This window comes from Wolbachia endosymbiont (group A) of Gastracanthus pulcherrimus, from assembly GCF_964028265.1.
Classification (GTDB): domain Bacteria; phylum Pseudomonadota; class Alphaproteobacteria; order Rickettsiales; family Anaplasmataceae; genus Wolbachia; species Wolbachia pipientis.
In genome coordinates, this window is sequence record NZ_OZ034763.1 from 195658 (window position 1) to 219509 (window position 23852).

Here is a 23852-nt window from a genome sequence, read left to right on the forward strand (position 1 = left end):
GGATCTTCAACAACTCCTTCGTGGTTGCATATTGTTTAATTCAGTGCTTTCAAGATATGTACTCACAGCATAACCCACCCCAGCTCCGAGTAACGCGCCAACCACAGCAGATGCAATAAACGCTGCAACAGAAACACCAACAGGAGTTAAAGCAGCAGCCCCTAAACAATATGCTGCAACTAGACCAATAACTAAACCAACTGTTGCTCCACAAATATAGTATTTGCTACTGCTTTTAAGTTTTTCTTGCGAGTTTGATACCTCATCCTGCAATTTTACGTTTGCACCTTTACCGCTAATCTTGTAACCAATTATATTAAGTGAAGGAAGATTTTTTTTGAGTTTATCTAATTCTTTTGCAACTTCATTGCTAATCTTGCAACCAATTAAATTGAGTAAAGTAAGATTTGTAAGTTTGGTTAATTCTTTTGCAACTTCAACACCAATATTGCACCCAGCTAAATGAAGTGAAGTAAGATTTTTGAGCTCAGCTAATTCTTTTACAATTTCAACACTAATCTTGCACTCAGTTAAATCAAGTCTTGTGATATTTGGTATGCCTACTAACTTACTTACATCCGTGTAATCTAACCTACATAAAGCTGGAGTGTCGCCCTGTGTGTGAAATATCATTTATCCCACCGCATTATTAGAGTATATTTTAACTTTACCTAATATTTCAATAAAAGTCTACTTCTTACCCTTAATCAACTCTAAAGCCTTCTCCAGATCTATACTCTCAATATCTGCACTCTTGCCCAAAGCAACGTTTGTTTTACCGCATTTTATATAGAATCCGTACCTACCGTTGCAGATAAAAACTTCTTTTCCCTTTTCATTAACCCCGAGAGATTTTAACTCTTTGCGTGGACTGTTTGCAATAATTTGTACAGCTTCGCTCAATTCTGTATTCAGCACCTCTTTGGAGCTTTTCTTAAGAGAAAAGTATCTACCATCATAGAAAATATAGTACCCAAATCGCCCAAGGCCTATTTTTACTTCCTTTCCGGTTTCAGGGTGTTCTCCGATTACTTTTGGCAAGGAAAGTAACTGAGTAGCGGTGCTCAGATCAATCTCATTAACATTTATATCTTTTGGTATGGAAACCGTTTTTTTCTTTTTTAACTCGTTATTAAACTCCAGATAAAGTCCAAAAGGACCCTTTTTGATCATCACTTCTTGGTTTGTTATATCATCTATACCTAAACTTTTTGGATATTCTGAATTGTCGTTACTGCCCGTAATTTCTTTTGTATGGTTGCATTCAGGATAGTTAGAACATCCAAGGAACACCCCGGCTTTTCCAAAGTTCAATTTCAATATGCCACCTAAGCAAGCAGGACATTTCGTATTCACCTCTTTTTTTCCTTCTTCTGAACAAAACCAATCGATTACCAAATCGTGAATGCCGCTGAAAACTTCATCATGCGTCATTTGCTTAACAGAGTTTACATGACCAAAAAATGGCACCCAAAAGTGGCCTAATTCTTTTTTCCAATCTGCATGTCCATTTGAAATTAAATCAAGCTTTTCTTCCATTTGTGCTGTGAAATCATACTCTACACAACGCTGAAAAAAAGTTTCTAAAAATATAGTAACGATTTTACCACGACTGCTTGGAATAAACCTTTTGCTATCCAATGAAACGTACTCACGATCTTGTAATACCGAAATAATTGTTGCATAAGTTGATGGTCGACCTATACCGATTTCTTCCATTTTTTTTACGATACTTGCTTCACTATAACGAGGTGGCGGTTGAGTGAAATGTTGTTTTGGCTCAACTGAAATCAGCTTGCATGCTTCCCCTTCCTTCATGGCAGGTAGCAGGCCTTCATTTTCGGCTTCCATGTTATCTTGATAGACTCTATAAAAACCATCAAAGAATATACTCGACCCACTTGCTCGCAGAACTACTTTTTGATCAGTAGAACTAATTTCAACTACCACTTGATCAAGGATCGCCGACTCCATTTGACTTGCAATGGTCCTTTTCCAGATTAAATCGTACAATTTAAATTGCTCTGGCGTTAAGTAATCCTTAATACTACCCGGCGTTCTATTGATATCAGTTGGACGAATTGCTTCATGTGCTTCTTGAGCATTTTTGACCTTTTTTACATATTTACGAGGAGACTGCGGTAAATATTTATCACCATATAATGACTTAATTGACCCTCTAATTGAGTTTATAGCCTCATCTGCAATATGAAACCCATCTGTACGCATGTAAGTTATCAACCCTACAGTTTCACCACCAATATCGATACCTTCATATAAATTTTGCGCTATGCGCATAACACTTTTCACATTAAAATACAGTTTATTCACTGCATCTTGCTGAAGACTTGAAGTAATAAACGGAGGAAGTGGGTTTCTCTTAACTTGCTTGCGTTCTACTGTGCTTACAGCATATTGCCTTGACTCAATCTCCCTGACTAAGTTCTTTGCTTCTTCTTCATTCTTAATATCAAATTTTTCTAGCTTTTTATTGTCATAGTGGCTTAGCATAGCAAAAAAAGCCTCATCTTTGCTATTTTGCATTTCTGCCTTTATGCTCCAATACTCCTGTGTTATAAATTTACTAATTTCATCTTCTCGTTCGCATATAATCTTTAATGCAACAGACTGCACGCGTCCTGCAGACTTGCTCCCCGACAATTTTGTCCACAGCAGTGGTGACAAACTAAACCCAACTAGATAATCCAAAGCTCTACGTGCTTGTTGTGCACGCACTAAATCCATATTTATTTCACGTGGATTTTTTATAGCCTCTTGTACTGCTCTTTTTGTTATCTCATTAAAGACTACTCTATAAATGTTGTTTTCATTACTGATTGCTTTCTTTTCTTTTAATGTCTCTATCACATGCCAAGCCATTGCTTCCCCTTCTCTGTCTGGGTCTGTTGCAAGATATATATCTGATGTTTTGCTTGCGGCTTTTACTAGCTCTTTTATATATTTTTCTGCTTTTTCAATGGTTTCATACTTTATAGCAAAATCATTATCCGGATCGACAGAGCCGTTTTTTGCTGGAAGATCCCTCACATGTCCAAAGGATGCAGCTACTTTGAACTCTTTACTCAAATATTTACCTATTGTCTTTGCTTTCGCAGGTGATTCAACTATTAATAATGCCATATTGTTAATTATTTTAGTACTTAAAGATAATATGTTGAGAAATATACGATGAAAAGTAAAAAAATATTTTAATAGGTCTTGTGAATTTTACAAAGTAGGTTGTTCATGGTTTCCAGAAAACCCTTGGACGTTGCTATTTTCAAGTGACTTTGAAGGCTGATTACAATAGTATATGATCGCAGCAGCAACCAGACAACAAGCTCCAACCACTATTCCCACCGCTAACATTTCTAAGTGAACTGCAATAGCTACTCCTAAAGCAACTCCAGCCACTGCCAGTACAGAGGCAGTTACAATAGGCAGTTTGCTCCTCTTTTCACTTCGTGAACTTGGTTGTATATTATTGTTCTGGATGTCATTTTCTTGATCTGAAACTAGTATTTTAGTACTGCCACTTTCAGAAGCTATGCTACTAGAGTTACCGTTGGTTGTTAAAAATTCTGGTTGTGTACTTTGTTGATTACCATTACTTTCGAGTTCTGAAGAAGCCTCACTATTACTTGCACCTATGTGTTTAATAATGCCAGTTATTTCACTTACAGGCTGAGGAACTTGCTCATCAACACTAGAAGAACAAGCTTGATCAATGTTTTGATCATCAGGGCTCTCGCTTGATAGGTTATTCTCTATAACCTTTGCAAACGCTCTTACTTTCAATGTAGGAGCATGCCTTTCTGCAAAATTTTCAAAATCTACGAAGTTAATTAGAGTGATTCCTCCATTTCCTAACTCTTTTCTAAAGTCATCTTTGTGAACTTTAAAAAAGTTTTCTATACCAGCAAATATCATTGCTTGAAAATCACGCCTATAATGCGTTGATAAAGCATCAATTAGCGGCTCATGATTGTGCAGAAAAATTTCTTTTTTTATTTCGTTAGCTTTATTAATTAGAGTATAAGCATATTCTGGATATTGCCTTTGTAAGCTTTTTTGGTTATCAAACTTACTGCATATATCTTCATTTTTTTCCCATATACTTACTAATGTACTAGTGTCACTTTCCTTCAAAAAGTCATGTAGTAACTTATCTTCCTCCTCAAGTTTTTCGTATTCACCTAGGCACCTATTCCAATATTCTGACATTTCCCTTGTAAAATTAGAATTATGTTGTACTAGATATTCTGGCTTTTGTGCATTGGAACCTTGTAACTTAATTTCATGTGCTATCAGAAACTCCGCTGCACTTTTGTGTTTCTTTTCAACAGCCAAATGCAAAGGAGTTTTGCCATCTGCGTTTTGTAAATTAACATCAGCCTCTGCTGCTAATAGAGCATTCACTGTATCTGTATGGCCATTCACAGCAGCCCAATGTAAAGGAGTCCATCCATTTTCACCCTTCACATTAACACTAGCCTTACTTGCTATTAGAACTTCTACTATCTCTTTATGGGCATTTTTAGTAGCCCAATGTAAAGGAGTTTTGCCACGCGCGTTTTGTAAATTAACATCAGCCTCTGCTGCTAATAGAGCATTCACTGCATCTGTATGGCCATTTTCAGCAGCCAAATGTAAAGGAGTATCGTAAAGCCAACAATCTCTCACATCAACATCAGCCCCTGCTGCTAATAGAGCATTTATTGCATCTGTATAACCATTTTCAGCAGCCCAATGTAAAGGAGTCCATCCATTTTCACTCTTCGTATTAACACTAGCTTTACTTGCTATTAGAACTTCTACTATCTTTTTATGGTCATTTGCAATAACCCAATGTAAAAGAGCCCATCCATAATTCCATAAACCATCACTCGTATTAATATTAAATTCTTCTGCCTCCAATAGAGCATTTACTGCTTTTGTATGGCCATTTTTAATAGCCAAACGTAAAGGAGTTTCTCCATTATCATCTATTGCATCAATATCAGCCCCTTTTGCTAATAAAGCATTTATTGCACCCGTATGGCCTGTTTCAGCAGCCCTATGCAAAGAAGTTTGTTCCTTCTTACTTTTTGCATTAATATTAACCCCCGCCCCCGCTTTTATTAGAGCATTTACTACCTCCTTGTGACCAATTTTGGCAGCCCAATATAAAGGGGTCAGTCCATTCATATCTTTCGTATTAACATCAGCTCCATTTGATATCAGAGCTTCTACTACCTTTTTGCAGCCATCCCTAGTAGCCAAATATAACAATGTAAGTTTAAAAGAGGCAAGACCTGTATATAAGGTGAATTTATAATTTATGTTAAATCTATCATTTTTCCAATCCTGGAATGTACTTAAATCTATCCTCTGTAACCTCTCTTTTATCTTTTCGATTATGTTACTCTGATTTAAATCACCATCAGCATTTACTGCACTTAATATTTTTATCCACTGTTCATATTTCATAACTTTTCTCTACTAAACACTATACAAGCGTTTTATCCAGTATTTCAGCAACTGTCAATTTTGCTAACAAATCACGTAAAAATTTGTAGAAAACACTGGACTCCGTAGCATTACAAAAAATCCAATTATTTTCTTGCATTACTCTCTGTCATTCTGTTGCTCCTTTCTTGTCATCCCGCCGCGAACCGTCATACTGCCGCGGTATCTTAGCATAGATCCCGCTAACAAGCAGCGGGATGACGAGCTTATCGTCACGCCGCCACGAACCGTCATACCGCGATTCATTCGCGGTATCTCTTAACATAGATCCCCTACTATACCTTAGAGGTTGTCCGGAAACAAGTAAATTCAAGCATATTCCCTCTTTAACATAACCCTACTCATAGCTAGGTATATGAAATTCTCAGTGGATGTTGTGAGTAAATCATACTCCTTCGATAGCCTTCTATTCCTATTAACCCAAGCAAAAGTCCTTTCTACAACCCATCTTCTTGGCTGTACTTTAAACCCTTGTTCTCTTGTTGGTAGTAGCTCAGGTGGCGTATCTTTGTGCACCCAAAATCTACATGGAGGCCTTGTAACAATGTCAATATCTATGTCATATTCTTCCTTTATGTGATTCTTTAAATTTCTTCCTTGGTATCCCATGTCAGCCCACATTTTTTTAACTTTAGTATATTTTGTTCTCATATTGTTTAATGCTATTTTAATACCATCTCTATCATTTTCGTTAGCAGCGCCTACGTAACAACCTAGTATAAAACCCTGAGTGTCTGTAATTATATGCCTTTTTCTACCCTTTACTTTTTTACTTCCATCATAGCCTTTGATCCCCCCTTTTCTGTAGTCTTTACAGATTGACTATCTACTATACAGGCACTCGGCTGCTCATTCCTTCCTATTTTTCTTCTACTATATTTTGTAATTTCATAATTCATTTTCTCAAAAATTCCCTGCTTCTTCCATTGCCTGAACTGCTCATACACAGTCTTCCATAGCGGAAAATCATTTGGTAAATACCGCCATTGACACCCTGTACGCAATACATAGAAAATTGCTTCTAATATTTCTCTTTTGCTATACTTTGGCGGCCTTCCTCCTTTCTTGTATGATACTCTGAAGTGTTTTTCTATTCTTGCCTATTCCCTTTCGCTTAGATCTGTTGGATACTTTTTTCTCATCTTTACCCCGTACTAAAATTTCAGATATTATAGCCTTTTACTTGTTTCCGGACAACCTCTTAACATAGATCCCGCTAACAAGCAGCGGGATGACGAGCTTATCTTCATGCCGCCACGAACCGTCATGCCGCCGCGGTATCTCTTAGCCGCTAACACGTAGCGGGATGACGGTTGTCGTTTAGCTACAAACGTTAAGAAATTTACCAAATGAAAAAAAAGGCAAAAGAAGCCCTGGGGTTATTATCCGCTTTAAAATATTGGCGTTTTTTATGTTTTAAACGCTTGAAAAGCAAGATTAAGCTGCTTTTAATTGCAACTAACTTACGCTGCAAATGTTTAAGAAGTTTACTAAGCAGAAAAAAAGACAAAGAATCCCCGAGTTAGCTAGTCTTTTACTATCTCTGTCGAGTATTGGCATTTTTTGATGTCTTGCAACGCTTTATAAGCGCGTTCAGCTTATTTAGATAAAAATCTAGATGTAGATGAAGTTTTGTAAAGACATACAGTATCTATATACTGCAAAAAATTGAACATAAGACGCCGATACATTAAGCAATCCTTACCTTTTAATCTGCAGATTGGCGAAAGCAAATACAATAGCTTCAGTTTCATGATAAGGGGACTGGCAAGGCTTGTCAAGCAAGTTTCTATATAATATTTTCTAAAATAAATAGACTTCTCGCATCCAATTTTGGCAGCGCGCGACACACAACTGCAATGACAAGGTGTTGCAAGATAAACATCATATTCACACGAAGTACTTGACTTCACTTGTACTAAGAAGCATTTTATATATGTTGTGTGCCCGTAGCTCAGCTGGATAGAGCAACAGCCTTCTAAGCTGTGGGTCGTAGGTTCGAATCCCACCGGGCACACTCTTCTATCAATACTTTCTATAAATCTTCAAGTACTCTGGCACCACATTTTCAATTGCTAATGGTCGAACCTTCATTGTTTCAAGGTCAACTGACTTTTCGATTGAACTATTCATCATAACTTTCACCTGATCTTGAGTAAGCATAGGGTTCGTATCTCCGGTTATTGGTTTTAGCAGCACAGAAATAATTTTATTTTCTAAAAAGAAAGCTATTAACTTTGCCATTGGAAAAGATACATTGATCAACAAACACTTTCTGTTAGTAACATTCAGAATAAACTTCAATAAGCTTTTGAAAGAGTAAACCTTTGGTCCGCCCATGTTATAAATTTTCTTGTCTTGCTTATTAAAACTGATAATACGATATACCACTTCAGCTAAGTCTGTTACACATATGGGCTGAAATTTAGTCGTTCCATTGCCAATTAGTGGTAAGAAAGGAAGAATAGTTGCTAATCTTGCAAATTTATTAAAGAAGTTATCTTCCTTACCAAATACAAGACTTGGCCTAATTATTATTGCTTCTTGAAATGCTGAAGTTACAGCTTTTTCACCTTCCAATTTACTTTGAGCATATTTTGACAACTTGCTATTTTCTATTCCCATAGCAGAAAAATGTATCATCATAGGTACATTTTTCATTTTTGCAGCTTTTGCTATCCTTTCAGCTATTTTAACGTGAACAGCGTAAAAATCGTGCTTTTTTGCTTCATATAATATTCCCACTAAGTTTATAGCTACATCACATTCTTCCATACCCTCCAGAACTGATTTTTCATCAAAAAAATCGCCTTTAAATATTGATATTTGTCCTAAATTGCCACACAATTTTAAACAAGCAGCTTTTTCCTGATTACAAGTGAATATCTTTATTAAATATCCTTCTTCTGCCAAGCGTCTTACGATGTGTTTCCCTATAAACCCCGTTCCACCAAAAATAATTACACGTTTTGTCACAATTAAAGTTCCTAATAATTTGTTACTGTAAATTAATACAATGATTTCGCTTAATATTTTATTACGAATTCCCGTACAATAAGATCCATTTTCATTCCTCGTGAGCCTTTAACTAGAATTGCATCATTATTCTGAATAATGTTAGCTAAATCACTTTTCAATTGATTAGAATCATTAAAATGCGTGCCTCTTATATTATCTGGCAAAAGCTCATGCAATTCTAACATAAATTTACCAACTGTATAAACTTTATCTATATTATTTTCTGTGATAATCTTAACCAAATCTGTATGAAACTCTATGCTTTCATCACCAAGTTCCAACATATCACCAAGCAAAGCTATTTTTCTCTGATTAGAATATGTACTCAAAGTTTTTATTGCAGTTTTCATCGAAGCAGGGCTGGCGTTATAGGAGTCATCAATTAAATGTATATATTTTTTATTGTATTTGACCTTATGAATGTTGCCTCTACCTTTCGCTACACTAAAATTCTTAAGTGCAAGTGGTAATTTTGATAAATCAAGTCCGAGGCTTTGCACAACTGCTGCAACAGCAAGTAGCGAATAAGCAAAATGCTCACCTTGTACACGTAAATTACAGTTTATAATTTGATTATCACTCAGCCTGATTTTTAAACTTAATCTATTAGCAACTCGGTTTGATGTCATTCCAGCGCGTGACGCTGGAATCCAGTCTTTATTATACAACCGTCTGATATGCTCATTTGCAATTGAACTTCCTGGATCCAAGTAGTCAAGCACTGGGATGACAGAAGATAGTGCTGAAATGACAGAAGATTCATCGTTTCTTATTAAGTTTAGTAAACAAACTTCAGCATTTTTATCTTTACCGAAGCTTATTACATTTCTATTGGCGTGTGATGAGAGATAATCATAATATTTATTATCTCTGCTTAAAACCAAAGTACCGTTATTTTTCATACCATACAGAATTTCTAACTTCGCTTGTGCAACGTCAAATAGTGATGAAAAATTTTCAGTATGTGCAGGTTCGATGTTGGTAATAACTGCAATATTCGGATTACTAATTTTTGATAATTCTTTTATTTCACCAGCTTTATTCATTCCCATTTCAAGAATTAAGTACTGGCAGTTTTTTGGAGCTTTCAGAATTGTCAAAGGCAATCCTATATTATTATTTAAGTTACCTTCATTTACATGAGATACTCCATATTGCGATAAAACAGTGTGCAGCATATCCTTTGTAGTGGTTTTCCCAACACTGCCTGTAATTGCAATAACTTTAGCATCAACAAGAACATTTCTAATGTAGTATGATGCCATACCGTGCAAAGCTTTCAGGGTATCTTGTACAATAATGAGAGGGAAATTTTTATATTTACCCTCACTCACTATTGCAGCGACAGCCCCTTTTAAAAACGCTTCATGCAAAAAATTATGGCCATCAAAATTCTTTCCCTTGAGGGCAATAAATAAATCACCTTTTTTTATGCTTCTTGTGTCCGTTGAAATATTTGAGCTATGTATCCAATTACAACCATTTACGTCTCTTCCGCCAGTTGCATCAATGATATTATTTGTGTTCCATTTAAACATAATTTAGAGTATTCTTTATAATAAATTGAACAATAAAAGTAGCGAAAATACTACATGTTTTAGACAATGTGCAAATAATGGTTGCAATCCCTATAATTCTATCTTACAATGGATATAGAAGTTTAAATTTTTTCGTCTATAATTAAAATGTATTTAGTTATAGAAAGTACCTTGGAGGTGTGTATGGCAGAATCTATTTGGGCTAAGATAGGCGGAGCAGTTAAAACAGGTGTAGAAGCTACAGGTCGGGTGTTTGCTCTTGTGCCTAAAGCACTTATTTACCCTATAAAGAAGCCGTTTGCTTCAACGGGTGAAATGAAACATGATGCTACAGTTTCGTTAAAGAAAGCTGTTGGTATAGATGTACCTGAAGAAGAAAGGGGATATGATCCACCTATAGAAACCACACAGGCTAGTAAGGATCTTGGTGTACAAATAACAGAGCAAAAGAAAGGGATAGGAAAGGTAAGTTTTTTAGTGTCAAGAACTCTGACGGGAGATATACCTTATTTGAATGATGAACAATTGAATAAAATAAAAGCACTAAAAAGTGAGTATTCAAACATCACTATACATAGAGAAGAAAATAAAATTGTAATTGAAATTAACGTTGAGGAAATAGCTAACACTATTAAAACTAATCCTGATAATACAGGCAAGAGCGAGAAAGAAATAAAAGAGCTTGTTCTTAAAGGAATTGCTAATAAAGTTGACGAAGACCTTAAGAAGCTGGCAAAAATTACCGGTGGAGAATTTAAAATTCATACAGACTTAAAATTGCTGAATGGTATTGCAGAAAAATTGTATTATGATAATCAAAAGCAGTCATCAGACAAAGTTGTGAAGTCTGATGTTGGTCAGCCTTCAGAAACTATAGCTTCAGGTGAGAAAAAATGGGCGCAAGAAGCTATAAAAGCAGGTAAGTCGCAAAGTTGTGGAATGCAAAAATAAGTTATAGGGGAGTATTATGAGTGAAGCTAAAAAAATAGAGGAAAGACATCATAGTCTAACTGTTCCTGGGGATATGTATCACTTACAACCAGGAGTTATTACTGGAAAAAGGGTAAGTGGAATAGAACCCTTTTTGAAAGAACAGCAGGACATGGTAAAAGTAAGGGAACTTGTAAGCTCTTTAAATCTTGAAGATGCTTCTGGTGAAGCGATAAAACCACTATCTACACCTAATGTAGAGAAAAACGAAGAAAGAGGGAAAGGTCGCTCTTAAAATATGAGCAATGAAGCTTATGATAGCGATAACATCTTTGCTCAAATATTAAGAGGTGAGTTACCTTGTGAGAAGGTACATGAAAATGAAAATGTACTAGCTTTTCATGATAAGTACCCTGACGCGCCAGTTCATATTTTAGTTATACCAAAAAATCAATATATTTCATATGATGACTTCATTCTAAAAGCTCCTGAAGAGGAAATAGTGGATTTCTTCAAAACTGTAAGAGAGATAGCACACAAATATAATCTAGAAAAAACAGGATATAGATTAGTCACTAACTACGGTGAAAATGGAGAGCAGGTTGTACCACACTTTCACGTGCATATTTTAGGTGGTAAAAAGTTAGGAAAGCATGTAAACTCATAGTGTTATATGTTTTGTTAAATGAGCGAATATTTAACCATAGTAATCTTTATCTGCGTATCAATTGTAGTATCTTTTGCTTTAGGTATATTGCCTATGTTTCTTGCAGTGAGTAAGCCAGATGGTGAAAAGCTTTCCACATATGAGTGTGGCTTCAATCCACTATCTAGTGCAAGAAAAAATTTTGACATTAAATTTTATCTAGTTTCAATATTATTTATAATATTTGACTTAGAAATTGCTTTTCTTTTTCCTTGGGCTGTTTCTTTATCTAAGATAAGCTATGGTGGATTTTGGTCTATGATGGTATTTCTTGCAATACTCACTATAGGTTTTATCTATGAATGGTGTAAAGGTGCATTAGAGTGGGAGTAGTTTATGACAAATCAAATTCTATCTAATGATGACTGGGGTCGTTATAAAAAAGAAGGGTTTCTTGTCACTAAATTTGGTGATTTAACAGATTATGTAATGAATTGGGCAAGGTCTGGTTCATTGTGGCCAATGACATTTGGTCTTGCATGTTGCGCAGTTGAGATGATGCATACTGCATCCAGCCGTTATGATCTTGATAGATATGGTATAATGTTTCGTGCAAGCCCACGTCAATCAGATGTGATGATTGTTGCTGGCACACTAACTAATAAAATGGCAGCAGCATTGCGCAAGGTTTATGATCAAATGGCAGACCCGAAGTATGTTATTTCCATGGGAAGTTGTGCAAATGGTGGTGGTTATTACCATTACTCTTATTCAGTAGTTCGAGGCTGTGATAGAATTGTGCCAGTTGACGTGTATGTCCCTGGATGCCCACCAACCGCTGAGGCGTTGCTATATGGAATGCTATGCCTACAAAACAAAATAAAACGGACTCGGAATGGATAAAACTGCAAAGTATATACAAAAAAAGACCAAATGCGAGTGCATTCAAAAAGATGATGGCATTATTGTAATATATTCAACTTTAGATGAAATTGAAAAGTACCTATTCTTTCTACGTGATGATGAAAAGTGTAGGTTTGAACTATTAGTTGATATTTTTGGGGTTGACTATCCAAATAGAGAGAAGCGTTTCGAGCTAATATACAATCTGCTCAGCACTGTGCATAATATTAGAGTACACATAAAGCTTCAGTTATGTGAAAGCGACATGCCTCCAAGTGTAGCGAAGATATTTAGTACGGCTTTGTGGTTTGAGCGTGAAGTGTTTGATATGTATGGAATAGAGTTTTCTGATCACCCTGATTTGCGTAGGATTCTAACAGACTATGGATTCAAAGGTCATCCAATGTTAAAAGATTTCCCTCTCACTGGTTATGAGGAAGTAAGATATGATATAGAGACAAAAAAGGTTGTATATAATCCTATAGATTTACCGCAAGATTTTCGTATGTTTGATAGCTTATCGCCTTGGGAAGGTAAAACCATAAAAGTAAATACAAAGGAGTAGAAAATGACAGTACAAAGAAAAAAAATATCTTTAATCGGTGCAGGAAATATCGGTGGAACTCTCACCCATATGATTGCACTAAGGGAACTCGGTGATGTTGTTTTACTTGATATTAGTGATGGAATACCACAAGGTAAAGCACTCGAAATAGCAGAATCATCCCCTATTGATGGATTTGATGTCAATATTACTGGCACAAATAGGTATGAAGATATAAAAAACTCCGATGCAATTATAATAACCGCTGGCATTGCCAGAAAACCAGGAATGAGCAGAGATGACCTCCTGCAAACCAATGCTAAAGTAATGAAGGAGGTTGGCGAAAATATTAAAAAATATTCTCCAAACACGTTTGTAATAGTGGTTACCAACCCTTTGGATGCCATGGTTTCAGTGGTGCATAAATTTTCAAACCTTCCAACTAATATGATTGTTGGCATGGCAGGAGTGCTTGATTCTTCCCGTTTTCGTTACTTTCTTGCAAGTGAGTTAAATATCTCAGTTGAAGATATATCTGCTTTTGTGCTTGGAGGACATGGCGACACTATGGTACCACTAATCAATTGTACTTCAGTTGCTGGAATTCCACTTACTCAAATTATCGATATGGGTCTTATCACACAGAAAAAAGTCGATGAAATAGTTGAACGCACTCGCAATGGCGGTAAAGAAATAGTTGATCTGCTTAAGTCTGGATCTGCATACTACGCTCCTGCATCTTCAGCTATATGCATGTTAGAATCATATTTAAAAGATAAGAGGCGCATATTACCATGTGCTGCTTACCTTAATGGTGAATATGGTGTAGAAGATTTGTTTATTGGTGTTCCTGTAATTATTGGAAAAAACGGAATTGAAAAGATCCTAGAAGTTAAAATGAATGATAGTGAACAAGAAATGTTTAATAAGTCTGTAAACTCGGTGAGAGAGCTGGTGAAATCTTTAGGTTCATAAGCAAATTAATGGTTTTATAGAGCTTCTTTATAGCTCAAACAGCCTAAAAAAGTTGCTTGTGGTTACCTTCGCTACTTGTTCTGGTGACTCATTCCACAACTCTGCCAAACAATCAACAACGTATTTCACCATTGCTGGTTCATTCTTTTTTCCCCTATAAGGCTCAGGTGATAGATATGGTGCATCAGTTTCGACTAAAACACGCTCGCGTGGTACATTTTGTGCAATTTCTCTGAGTAAGCTCGCATTTTTAAAAGTAATAATTCCAGAAAATGAAATATATAACCCCAAATCTATAGATTGATAAGCAAGTTCTTTAGAGGAAGCAAAGCAGTGCATTACTCCACTAAAAGCACCGGCTTTCATTTCTGACCTTAACATATCGATCATCTCATTATCAGCGCTTCTTGTGTGAATAACTAAAGGTAGTCCAGTTATTCTTGACGCTTCTATATGTAATGCAAAACTTTTTTTCTGATTGTCTTTGTTGTCAGATTTATAAAAATCTAACCCGGTTTCACCGATACTAATTACCTTTTGGTTCTTGGTAAATTCAACTAATTCATCAACATGTATACACTCACCGTTTTCTATAGCAGCATCAAGCGGATGTATACCAACAGAGGAGTAGACCTGATCATAGGATGAAGAAATTTTTAATAACTTAGGAACATCGTCAATGCTTACGCATATGTTATGCAAAACCTTTACACCATTTTGCTCTGCCCTTGAAATTACTTTTGGTATTTCATCGTCAGAAAAATAAATCAAGTGGCAATGAGAATCTACTATCATGAGCTTATTGTTGAGGCTTTTATTATAGAAGAAAACTCTTCTATCACTGTTTTATAAACTTCTTTTTTAAATGATATAGCACTGGCTACTAAACTATCTATACCTTGCCAACGCCACTCTTTGAACTCTGGATGACCAGTATAATTAATATCAATGTCCTCATCCTCTCCGCAAAACTTCATTAAGAACCACCTTTGCTTTTGACCAGAATATTTTCCATTCCAGCATATTGGTATAACTTCTTCAGGCAAGTTGTAGTATATCCAATCCTTGCTTTTAGTTATAACCTTTACTTTATTAGTACCAACCTCCTCTAGCAACTCACGTAACGCTGCTTGTTCCAGTTCCTCACCATCATCAACACCTCCTTGTGGCATCTGCCAGTAAGAATCGCTATCAAAGCGTTTTCCAATAAAGGCATGTCCTTGTCTGTTAAATAGCATTATGCCAACACAAGGACGGTACTTATCTTTCTGCTCAACCACGAGTACGCTCTGTTTTTAAATGATTTGTTACAGAAGTTTTAATTAATTTTCCATTTTTTTCTTTCTTCATCTCTTCAACAATTTTCTTTGCAACTTCCTTTGCACTCAAGTTCGAGTTATCAATTTCAAGCGAACCCTCAGGTATAAATAGCCTTTTCCCTTCAATTTTCTTTATAGCAAAATCCGGATCAGTAATTTTATTTTCCTGATATCTCTCTTCTGATTGGACACGTCTTACTAGTTTTTCATTATTACAATGTAATACTACAGAAAAAATTTCCATGTCCATTTTTTTACTTAAATTTACCACTGAGTTATATAATCTTTGGTCATAGGGATCACCCTCTATCAATTCATTTGTAAATATATAATGTTTTGATTTTACGTAGTGTTTTTCCAGTATTGCTAATACATTTTCCCTAACTGCAAAAATTTTTTCCCATAGGTCATCTGGAACTTCAGCGTTTTGTAATTTAACAATATCAAATATAATATTATTGAATAGATTATTGCTTACTATTACTGCACCAATGATTTTACACAGTTCCTTTGCAGTAGTAAACTTACCACTGCCTGGAAAGCCGATTAAGTAGATGAGAGTCTTGCCCATAATGAATACTAGTAAAAAGCTATTTTCAATTATATAAAAAGTATATACATTGTACATGCTAAAAACATGATGATAAAATAGATGCAGGTAATACCTTTAACAAGTAGTTGCGTTGAAAATAGTTCATATTTAGAAATTTTGAGTATATAATTATAAATGAATCATATAACCTGTAAACAATGCTTAGCGATATGGAATCGATAAGAAGTACAATTGAAGAGATAATAGATCAAAATAAAGGTCATGATATAGTAACTTTTGATGTGCAGAATAAAACCGTTATTGCAAAATATATGATTATTGCATCTGGTGATTCAAGCCGTCACGTTAAAGCTTTAGCTGAGCACGTAATAAAAAGCCTCAAGCCACATGATAAAATAGATGTAGAAGGTATGGATGAAGGCAATTGGGTGGTTTTGAATTTTCAAGGCATAATGGTTCACATATTCAGGCCGGAAGTAAGGGAGTATTATAAAATAGAAGAGTTATGGAATTGATTATCCAGATAGCTGGTACACAATTGCACAAACGTTGTAATTTTGAAGGCAACTCCTGCACAGGTAGTGGTGTCATGAAAGTAGCTGACACTGGAATCCAGTTTTTCATGCAATTTCATCGAAAACGTTGTATAGTGCGCTTGTTTATAATTAAGTTCCAGTGTCTGGGCACTGGCTTCTCTATTAGGGTTACCTTCGGCATTAATGACAGGATAGACTGGGGTTTATAAAATGAAACACGCATCTGAATTTTTAAATTTCATCCAAGAAAGAGGGTACCTATACCAATGCACAAACATTGAAGGACTAGATCAATTATTATTGCAGAGCAATTATATAGTTGCATACATTGGGTTTGATTGCACAGCACCAAGTCTTCATGCTGGTCACCTAATTCAGATTATGATGCTCTGTCACCTACAAAAATTTGGTTATAAGCCGATAGTCTTACTTGGAGGTGGCACAACAAAAATTGGTGACCCATCCTTCAAAGATAAAGCAAGAAGCATCTTGCCTGTAGAGAACATCAATCAAAATACATCCAGTATAAGGAGAATATTAGAGAAAATGGTGTCTTTTAATGACAGCAAGACTGGTGCAATGATAGTAAATAACGCAGATTGGTTGGATAACATAAAATACATAGATTTTTTGCGTGATATAGGAGCCTATTTTTCTGTAAATCGTATGCTAAGTTTTGATAGTGTGAAAACCAGGCTGGATAGAGAGCAAACCTTAAGCTTTCTGGAATTTAATTACATGCTATTGCAAGCTTACGACTTTATTGAATTAAACAAAAAATATGATTGTCGTCTGCAGATTGGAGGGTCAGACCAGTGGGGAAATATAGTAAACGGAATTGAACTTGGAAAAAAGTTGAATTTACCTGAGCTATTTGGCCTTACCATGCCTCTTTTATTAAATGCACAAGGAAAAAAAATGGGCAAAACTGAAAGTGGAGCAGTGTGGCTTGATGATAATATGCTAAAGCCTTACGACTACTGGCAATATTTTCGCAACGTTGATGATCAAGATGTTGGACGTTTTTTAAGATTGCTCACTGATGTGCCAATTGATGAGATTAGAAAATTAGAGTCTTTAAAGGATCAAGAAATAAATGAAGCAAAAAAGGTCTTGGCAACAGAAGTGACAAAAATATGTCATGGTGACAAAGAAGCGGAACTTGCACAATTTGCTGCAATTTCTGCTTTTGAGAATGAAGATAGCTCACTACTTCCTGATTACATCATAAAAAAAGAACAAGTTGCAAGCGGCATATCCTTAGTAGACCTACTACATGACACCGGTTTTGAACCTTCAAAAGGCGCTGCAAAGCGTTTAATACAGGGCAACGGATGCAAGATTAATGATAATGTTGTAAACAATATTGATCATGTAATAAATTTCGAAAGCTTTAAAGATCAGCCATTTATAAAATTATCTGCAGGAAAGAAACGCCATATAAAAGTTGTGGTAGATTAGGTCTCGAAGTAAGAAAACAAATTTTATACAAGTGAGAAATTAGATATGGAGCAAATTTTCAAAATTCGAGAATTATGTATAAAACAACTGGAAAGATAGTAGAAAGCGAAATTCTATTATATATAGCTAAAGTGGCTTAGGTTTACCTACAATTTGAAAAACAACAAATTCGTCATTCCGCTACTCATTAGCGGAATCTATACCGCGAATGAATCCATAACTGTACGGACATTGCAATTTGGGCCTACCAGGAGGGCAATGCCTCTTATCCAAGTACCCTCTTCTTGTCATCCCAGTGCTTGACACTGGGATGGCTTTGTTGCATCGCTACTTATGAAAGGCTAACTATAGTTAGGATTATAAGCAACCTATTGAAAATCTTGTTTTTTTGCAATCAATCTGATCAAATTTAAGAATAGTAATTTGTTATTTATATTAATAAATTTAATTCTATTGAAAATAGCTAAAGCATTGAAATTCTTGAATTTTAGCCAGATTAGTGAGTGGTAGTGAAATTTCTTTTACTCAAATTTAGGTATTCACTGACCGTTCTTGTTATAAATACCAGAATAATAAGCTACTGATATTCGCTATCTTTTTTATCTTTAATCCATCATAGCTAGCGATGCAACAAAGCCCACTGGGATCCAGGAATTTTATTAAGTTGGTAAGAGGTTGTCCACAAACCAAGGAATACGTAGTATATAAAGAAAGAATATTGAGGTAAGAGATGAGGAAAAAATATCCAACAGATTTAAGTAAAAGGGAATGGGCAAGAATAGAAAAACACTTCAGAGTATCGTACAAGAAAGGAGGAAGGCCGCCAAAATACAGTAAGTGTGAGATAGTAAATGCAATTCTTTATATACTGCGCACAGGATGTCAATGGCGCTATTTACCACACGATTTTCCGCCGTGGAAGGCTGTGCATGAACAGTTTAGAAGATGGAAAAAGCAGAGAATTTTTGAGAAAATGAACTATGATATCACTAAATATAGTAGGTCAAAAATGGGAAGCCGAGCGCATGCATAGTGGACAGTCAATCGGTAAAAACCACGGAAAAAGGGGGGGCAAAGGTTATGATGGTGCGAAAAAGGTAAAGGGGAGAAAAAGACATATAATCACAGATACTCAAGGATTTGTGCTTGGTTGCTATGTAGGAGCTGCAAGCGAAAATGACAGAGATGGGGTGAAGATGGCATTGGACAATATGAAGGAAAAATACAGCAATATTAAGAAAATGTGGGCTGATATGGGATACCAAGGAAAAGATTTAAAGGATTACGTAAAGAGAGAATATGGGATAGATATTGAAATTGTCAAAAGGCCTCCATGTAGGTTTTGGGTGCATAAAGATACACCACTAGAACTATTGCCACAACGGGATCCTGGATTTTCAGTACAGCCGAGAAGGTGGGTGGTAGAGAGGACTTTTGCTTGGATCAATAGAAATAGAAGGCTATCAAAGGAGTACGATTTACTTACAACATCTACTGAAAGTTTCATATATCTGGCTATGAGTAAAGTTATGTTAAGTAGGGAATATGCTTGATTTACTGGTTTGTGGACAACCTCTTAAATTCTTGAAAGCCTGTATGGCAAATCTTATACCTTGCTTTAGAAAAAGCTTGCTTTGAGGGTACATGTCAATGGCTCCATAAGTTCACATTCTATTCCCAAACTTTTTTTAACTAACTTTAAAATCATAGAAAATACTGTCGAAAAAGGAAGTTTTCTTGTTCGTGTAAAACTCAACACAATGGATTTTCTGAAAAGTTTTCGAGTATATTATATTTTTAATTTGTAGAATAAGGTTTTTTCCTTTTTGCATATTTCACCTAAAAAGGACACATTTTAGACTTCTTTGTTGAAATAAAACAGAAACAAAAGTGCTGTCCCTTGCACTCTTTGGATAATTTAATGATAAAAAATTTGGAGAGAAATTTTATACACTATCGCTGATATTTTTCCTTAAGTTGACGCCATTGCCTGAACACTTACCTAATGATGAAGCTATCGAAAACATAGCAAAGAGACTTCAAAAATCTATAGACGATGCAAAAAAGCACAAGGTCATGTTTAGTGTTGATGTATTCCAAGGAGAAAAAAGTCATCAATAATAGATTATTCGATACTGATCTTATACCACCTCATGGAGCAAGATAAAAATGTTACTGAGACTGGAAAAGAAAAACTACGGCCTCTTATGTTAGAAATGTTTAATCTAGTTTCAACAGGCACTGATGTGAGCCAAGAAGTTCGGAGATTATTGCCAGAAGATATACTGAAAGAACGCGGCGAATATTTGTCACGTCTAAAACAAATTGTAAGTGATAGTATTGAAAATGACAAAAAAAAAGGAATTGTAGTAGAAAGAGATAATAAATTTTATTATGTACAGTGTCCAGAAAAAAGTGTGATCACTCCTGCAAAATTTATGAACTCCCCGGAATTTAAGGACTTAGAATATGGTGCATTGCGAATAGGAGAAGGAGATAATCTAATCTGAATAAAAAGCTGGCAATATCATGATATGCAAGGCAAAGTAAAAATGACCTTTAGGGTAGGCGATGAAAAGATCGAAATGATTTTATCTTCTGAAAAAGCTGAAAGTTTTGGTAAAATAATGGTACATATGGATGACAAAAGTTGTGAAATCTTCTCAAAGTACCTAAAAGAGCTAGAAAAAGAACCTCGTATAAGCAAGGTTGTTGAAGCTGCTAAAAGTTTTGCACAAACGAAAAGCAGTGCAGTTAGTCCACCTCTTTCTAATATGAAAAGTGTTGACACATCGCAACATTTTCAAAGTAGTGATACCAATTCCCATTACAGGGCAAACAGATGGACAATGATGGAAGAAAAGCCATACTGAAGTAAGTAAAATAGCGAGGTTTAAATGGCATTAAGATCAAAATTATTGGATGAAAAAGTAGTAGAATCAGCAAAAGAAATGCTGAAGAAAGTAAGGAATAATGCATATGTTTCAAAAAAACTAAATGCTGTAATTGCAGCAAAAAAGTACAGTATAACGGCTGTAGCAAAAATATATTGCATTTCAAGAAGCGCACTAACTTCGTGGGTAAAACTCTTGAAAATTGGCAGAGAAGAAAAACTGTTTGCTCCTTCACAACGTCGTAGAAAAACTAAATTAAATCAGGCTCAACTACAGCAAATTGAAGAGTGGATAGAAGAAAATCCTAATATCACCATTAAAGAAATGAGAATAAGAATCCAGGAAAAGTTCGGATTAAATATCAGCAAATCTACAGTACACCGCCATATGCAAAAGATGAAATTCTCATATATTACACCAAGACCAGTTCATAATGGACAAGATAAAAGCAAACAAGAGGAATTCAAAAAAAAATCTCAATTGAGCTATTAGCAAGTATCCAGAAAAAGAGCTATTTTTCTTTGATGAATCACGGTTTGGCACACATTCAAAAGTTGGACATGGGTGGTTTAAAAAGGGGATTAGAACACAGGTTAAAACAAAATTAGGTAGGCAAAATTTCTATCTCTATAGTGCAGTTAATCCTAGAAATGGAGAGAGTTCTAGCTTATTTGCACCAAATGTCAACACTGATTGCATGAACATATTTCTTGAGCAAATTTCGCAATATCTAGAAACACGAGAGGCTTTTCTCGTTATGGACTGTGCTAGTTGGCATAGGTCAAAAAATTTAAAGGTACCTAAAAATATCGACATTATATACCTACCTCCATACTCACCTGAGCTAAATCCTGTTGAGAGGCTTTGGTTATATATAAAACAGAACATTTTGCGCAATAAAATATACGATACAATTGCTCTACTTGAGGGTGCTTTGTGCAAATTTATTGCTTCTCTTGCCAGCTCCACAACTAAACAACTCTGCAATGTTTCCTATTTGACTGGACAACAATGAGAATTGGTATGACCATGAATCACCAGAGCATTAACAATTATCATACATACATTGTTGCATATAGCAATAGTGTATGTGTATAGTTAGTAGGGTTTGTAAACTTAATAAAGTCTACAACTAATTTGAAAACTACTTTATTGTATGCAAGACTTTAAAATACTAGAAAATCTAAAAACCAAAGCACTAGAAGCTGAAAAAGGAGGCGGTTCTGACAGGATTACCAAACAACATGAAAAAGGGAAATTAACTGCTAGAGAAAGGCTCAGTATATTGCTCGATGAAAGTTCTTTTGCAGAATACGATAAATTCGTAAAACATCGTGCAAATGATTTTGGCATGCAAAATGCTAATTTTTTAGGTGATGGGGTAGTGATTGGTCATGGTACTATTTATGGCAGAAAAGTTTTTGTTTATTCTCAGGATTTTACTGTCTTTGGTGGTTCACTTGGTGCGTCACATGCAAAAAAAATATGCAAAATTATGGATATGGCAATTAATGCCAGAGTTCCAATTATCGGACTAAATGATTCTGGTGGAGCCAGAATTCAGGAAGGAGTAAATTCTCTTGCTGGTTATGGAGAAATTTTTCAAAGAAACGTAAATGCATCGGGTGTTATACCACAAATTTCTTTAATTATGGGCCCATGTGCAGGAGGTGCAGTTTATTCCCCAGCATTAACTGACTTTACTTTCATGGTGAAAAACAGTTCATATATGTTTATAACCGGGCCAGATGTAGTAAAAAAGGTTACCTACGAAGATGTAAGTTTCGAAGACCTCGGTGGAGCAAAAATTCATACAAGCAAAACAGGAGTAGCGGATTTTGCATTCAATAATGATGTTGAAATGCTGCTAAAAATGCGTGAATTCTTTACTTTCTTACCAGCAAATAATCAAGAATCACCGAAACCTAAATCAACCTGTGATTCAGTTAATGATATTGATGAATCTTTAAATACTCTGATTCCTAGCAATCCTAATACTCCTTATGATATGTATGAACTCATTGAAAAAGTTTGTGATGAAAGGAATTTCTTTGAACTGAAACCTGATTTTGCTCGTAATATCATAACTGGTTTTGGTAGAATTGGAGGAAATACTGTCGGTATTGTTGCAAATCAACCTATGCACCTTGCAGGATGTTTGGATATTGATTCTTCAAGAAAAGCTGCGAGGTTTGTAAGGTTTTGTGACGCATTTAACGTTCCGATCATCACACTTATTGATGTTCCAGGATTTTTGCCGGGTACAAATCAAGAATACAATAATATAATACAACACGGAGCGAAACTGCTTTACGCTTACGCTGAAGCGACCGTGCCGAAAATTAGCCTTATCACTAGAAAAGCGTATGGTGGTGCATACATTGTTATGAATTCGAAACATCTAAAAGGTGATATAAATTATGCCTGGCCAACTGCTGAAATAGCTGTGATGGGCCCTGAAAGTGCAGTTGAGATTATATTTCGACACGAAAAAGATCAGCAAACGTTAATTAAAGAATATAAAGAAAAATTTGCTAACCCATTTTTTGCTGCATCATATGGATACATTGATGACATTATAGTGCCAAGTAAAACAAGGTATCACTTTTGTAAAGCATTAGAGCTACTCAAAAACAAGAAGGTAGAAAGGATATGGAAAAAGCATGACAACTTACCTCTGTAACTTTCTTCTAAGCCTTGCTTACAAGTTATGCAATATTATAAGTATAATCAGTGTGCCGTTACCAAGACTCGAACTTGGGACCTCGTCATTACCAATGACGTACTCTACCACCTGAGCTACAACGGCAAGTTTATATATTATGATAATGAATAACACAAAAAAGAATAAGGAAAAAGAAGAGGAGAAAAAAAGATTAGCGAAAGCTTTAAAGCAAAATATTTTGAAAAGAAAAAAGCAGCAACAGAGTAGACAGAGAACCCTTTCAAAACTCGTTTGTGGTGAGGAATTTTTAGGAGAAAGCACCGCAGAATACTCGAATGTATTTGAGAACGACAAAATTACCA

25 protein-coding genes, 2 tRNA genes and 2 pseudogenes are annotated in these 23852 nt (G+C 35.5%); 18 read left to right on the top strand and 11 right to left on the bottom strand.

Annotation, left to right across the window (positions count from 1 at the left end):
• Positions 1-6 precede the first annotated feature (6 nt).
• From ABWU47_RS00975 to ABWU47_RS00990, 4 genes are all read right to left on the bottom strand, one after another.
• Positions 7-633 (bottom strand): leucine-rich repeat domain-containing protein, encoded by a 627-nt coding sequence (locus ABWU47_RS00975; RefSeq protein ID WP_353285712.1) that lies wholly within the window; start codon positions 631-633, stop codon positions 7-9.
• A gap of 57 nt (positions 634-690) precedes the next feature.
• Positions 691-3141 carry a type I DNA topoisomerase gene (gene topA, locus ABWU47_RS00980; protein ID WP_077188609.1) on the bottom strand — a complete coding sequence of 817 codons (2451 nt, stop codon included), beginning with the start codon at positions 3139-3141 and terminating at the stop codon, positions 691-693.
• Between the two features lie 87 nt (positions 3142-3228).
• Positions 3229-5469 carry an ankyrin repeat domain-containing protein gene (locus ABWU47_RS00985; RefSeq protein WP_077188610.1) on the bottom strand — a complete coding sequence of 747 codons (2241 nt, stop codon included), beginning with the start codon at positions 5467-5469 and terminating at the stop codon, positions 3229-3231.
• A gap of 348 nt (positions 5470-5817) precedes the next feature.
• Positions 5818-6602 (bottom strand): IS5 family transposase gene (locus ABWU47_RS00990; RefSeq protein ID WP_353285773.1). Its coding sequence is split into 2 segments (ribosomal slippage): positions 5818-6281 and positions 6281-6602, totalling 786 coding nucleotides; the frame shifts between segments, so codons are not numbered across the junction.
• 849 nt (positions 6603-7451) lie between these two features.
• Here ABWU47_RS00990 and ABWU47_RS00995 point away from each other — a divergent pair.
• Positions 7452-7525, top strand: a tRNA-Arg gene (locus ABWU47_RS00995).
• A gap of 8 nt (positions 7526-7533) precedes the next feature.
• Here the strand turns inward: ABWU47_RS00995 and ABWU47_RS01000 are convergent.
• The gene (locus ABWU47_RS01000) at positions 7534-8484 is read right to left on the bottom strand and encodes a complex I NDUFA9 subunit family protein (RefSeq protein WP_077188611.1); all 951 of its coding nucleotides are present in this window, start codon (positions 8482-8484) and stop codon (positions 7534-7536) included.
• A 50-nt stretch (positions 8485-8534) separates the two neighbouring features.
• Positions 8535-10064, bottom strand: coding sequence for a UDP-N-acetylmuramoyl-tripeptide--D-alanyl-D-alanine ligase (locus ABWU47_RS01005; protein WP_077188612.1), 1530 nt, complete (start codon positions 10062-10064; stop codon positions 8535-8537).
• 183 nt (positions 10065-10247) lie between these two features.
• On the opposite strand from ABWU47_RS01005, the gene ABWU47_RS01010 reads away from it, so the two are divergent.
• From ABWU47_RS01010 to mdh, 7 genes are read left to right on the top strand one after another with little or no spacing between them, the layout of a single operon-like run.
• A complete protein-coding gene (locus ABWU47_RS01010; protein ID WP_353285713.1) occupies positions 10248-11015 on the top strand; it encodes a hypothetical protein in 768 nt (255 codons plus the stop codon).
• Between the two features lie 16 nt (positions 11016-11031).
• A complete protein-coding gene (locus ABWU47_RS01015; RefSeq protein WP_006279579.1) occupies positions 11032-11289 on the top strand; it encodes a hypothetical protein in 258 nt (85 codons plus the stop codon).
• A gap of 3 nt (positions 11290-11292) precedes the next feature.
• Positions 11293-11661 carry an HIT domain-containing protein gene (locus ABWU47_RS01020; RefSeq protein WP_006279578.1) on the top strand — a complete coding sequence of 123 codons (369 nt, stop codon included), beginning with the start codon at positions 11293-11295 and terminating at the stop codon, positions 11659-11661.
• 18 nt (positions 11662-11679) lie between these two features.
• Positions 11680-12033, top strand: a complete 354-nt coding sequence (locus ABWU47_RS01025) for an NADH-quinone oxidoreductase subunit A (RefSeq protein ID WP_006279576.1) — start codon at positions 11680-11682, stop codon at positions 12031-12033.
• Positions 12034-12036: 3 nt separating this feature from the next.
• The gene (locus tag ABWU47_RS01030) at positions 12037-12543 is read left to right on the top strand and encodes a NuoB/complex I 20 kDa subunit family protein (protein ID WP_006279574.1); all 507 of its coding nucleotides are present in this window, start codon (positions 12037-12039) and stop codon (positions 12541-12543) included.
• On the top strand, positions 12536-13108 hold the full coding sequence (locus ABWU47_RS01035) for an NADH-quinone oxidoreductase subunit C (protein ID WP_353285714.1): 573 nt from the start codon (positions 12536-12538) through the stop codon (positions 13106-13108). Before ABWU47_RS01030 ends, ABWU47_RS01035 begins: the two co-directional genes overlap by 8 nt.
• Positions 13109-13111: 3 nt before the next feature.
• The gene (mdh, locus tag ABWU47_RS01040) at positions 13112-14062 is read left to right on the top strand and encodes a malate dehydrogenase (protein ID WP_006279571.1); all 951 of its coding nucleotides are present in this window, start codon (positions 13112-13114) and stop codon (positions 14060-14062) included.
• Positions 14063-14089: 27 nt separating this feature from the next.
• Here mdh and ABWU47_RS01045 read toward each other — a convergent pair whose 3' ends face one another.
• From ABWU47_RS01045 to ABWU47_RS01055, 3 genes are read right to left on the bottom strand one after another with little or no spacing between them, the layout of a single operon-like run.
• On the bottom strand, positions 14090-14857 hold the full coding sequence (locus tag ABWU47_RS01045) for a TatD family hydrolase (protein ID WP_010082353.1): 768 nt from the start codon (positions 14855-14857) through the stop codon (positions 14090-14092).
• The gene (locus ABWU47_RS01050; RefSeq protein WP_007548581.1) at positions 14854-15300 is read right to left on the bottom strand and encodes an RNA pyrophosphohydrolase; all 447 of its coding nucleotides are present in this window, start codon (positions 15298-15300) and stop codon (positions 14854-14856) included. Before ABWU47_RS01050 ends, ABWU47_RS01045 begins: the two co-directional genes overlap by 4 nt.
• A gap of 34 nt (positions 15301-15334) precedes the next feature.
• A complete protein-coding gene (locus ABWU47_RS01055) occupies positions 15335-15952 on the bottom strand; it encodes an AAA family ATPase (protein WP_022626414.1) in 618 nt (205 codons plus the stop codon).
• Positions 15953-16131: 179 nt separating this feature from the next.
• On the opposite strand from ABWU47_RS01055, the gene rsfS reads away from it, so the two are divergent.
• The 5 genes and pseudogenes from rsfS (at position 16132) to ABWU47_RS01080 (ending at position 19484) form a co-directional block, all read left to right on the top strand.
• On the top strand, positions 16132-16449 hold the full coding sequence (gene rsfS / locus ABWU47_RS01060; RefSeq protein WP_006279567.1) for a ribosome silencing factor: 318 nt from the start codon (positions 16132-16134) through the stop codon (positions 16447-16449).
• Positions 16446-16679, top strand: coding sequence for a hypothetical protein (locus tag ABWU47_RS01065; RefSeq protein ID WP_353285715.1), 234 nt, complete (start codon positions 16446-16448; stop codon positions 16677-16679). The genes rsfS and ABWU47_RS01065 overlap by 4 nt, the downstream gene beginning before the upstream one ends.
• Position 16680: 1 nt before the next feature.
• Positions 16681-17931, top strand: coding sequence for a tyrosine--tRNA ligase (tyrS, locus tag ABWU47_RS01070; protein ID WP_007548582.1), 1251 nt, complete (start codon positions 16681-16683; stop codon positions 17929-17931).
• 284 nt (positions 17932-18215) lie between these two features.
• Complete coding sequence (locus ABWU47_RS01075; RefSeq protein ID WP_265026416.1) at positions 18216-18344, top strand: hypothetical protein; 129 nt, start codon at positions 18216-18218, stop codon at positions 18342-18344.
• 317 nt (positions 18345-18661) lie between these two features.
• Positions 18662-19484 (top strand): annotated as a pseudogene (locus ABWU47_RS01080) (IS5 family transposase).
• A gap of 13 nt (positions 19485-19497) precedes the next feature.
• On the opposite strand, the pseudogene ABWU47_RS01085 reads toward ABWU47_RS01080, so the two are convergent.
• A pseudogene (locus ABWU47_RS01085) lies at positions 19498-19763 on the bottom strand (IS4 family transposase); the annotation flags it as partial.
• A 154-nt stretch (positions 19764-19917) separates the two neighbouring features.
• On the opposite strand from ABWU47_RS01085, the gene ABWU47_RS01090 reads away from it, so the two are divergent.
• From ABWU47_RS01090 to ABWU47_RS01110, 5 genes are all read left to right on the top strand, one after another.
• The gene (locus ABWU47_RS01090) at positions 19918-20052 is read left to right on the top strand and encodes a hypothetical protein (RefSeq protein ID WP_255324782.1); all 135 of its coding nucleotides are present in this window, start codon (positions 19918-19920) and stop codon (positions 20050-20052) included.
• 32 nt (positions 20053-20084) lie between these two features.
• Positions 20085-20441 (top strand): hypothetical protein, encoded by a 357-nt coding sequence (locus ABWU47_RS01095; RefSeq protein WP_223823154.1) that lies wholly within the window; start codon positions 20085-20087, stop codon positions 20439-20441.
• Between the two features lie 24 nt (positions 20442-20465).
• Entirely contained in the window at positions 20466-20804 is a 339-nt protein-coding gene (locus ABWU47_RS01100) for a hypothetical protein (protein WP_353285716.1), read from the top strand.
• A 24-nt stretch (positions 20805-20828) separates the two neighbouring features.
• Positions 20829-21840 (top strand): IS630 family transposase gene (locus ABWU47_RS01105; RefSeq protein ID WP_410530068.1). Its coding sequence is split into 2 segments (ribosomal slippage): positions 20829-21308 and positions 21310-21840, totalling 1011 coding nucleotides; the frame shifts between segments, so codons are not numbered across the junction.
• A 141-nt stretch (positions 21841-21981) separates the two neighbouring features.
• Entirely contained in the window at positions 21982-23508 is a 1527-nt protein-coding gene (locus tag ABWU47_RS01110) for an acyl-CoA carboxylase subunit beta (protein ID WP_353285717.1), read from the top strand.
• A gap of 53 nt (positions 23509-23561) precedes the next feature.
• Here the strand turns inward: ABWU47_RS01110 and ABWU47_RS01115 are convergent.
• Positions 23562-23634 (bottom strand) — tRNA-Thr (locus tag ABWU47_RS01115).
• Positions 23635-23852: the final 218 nt, after the last annotated feature.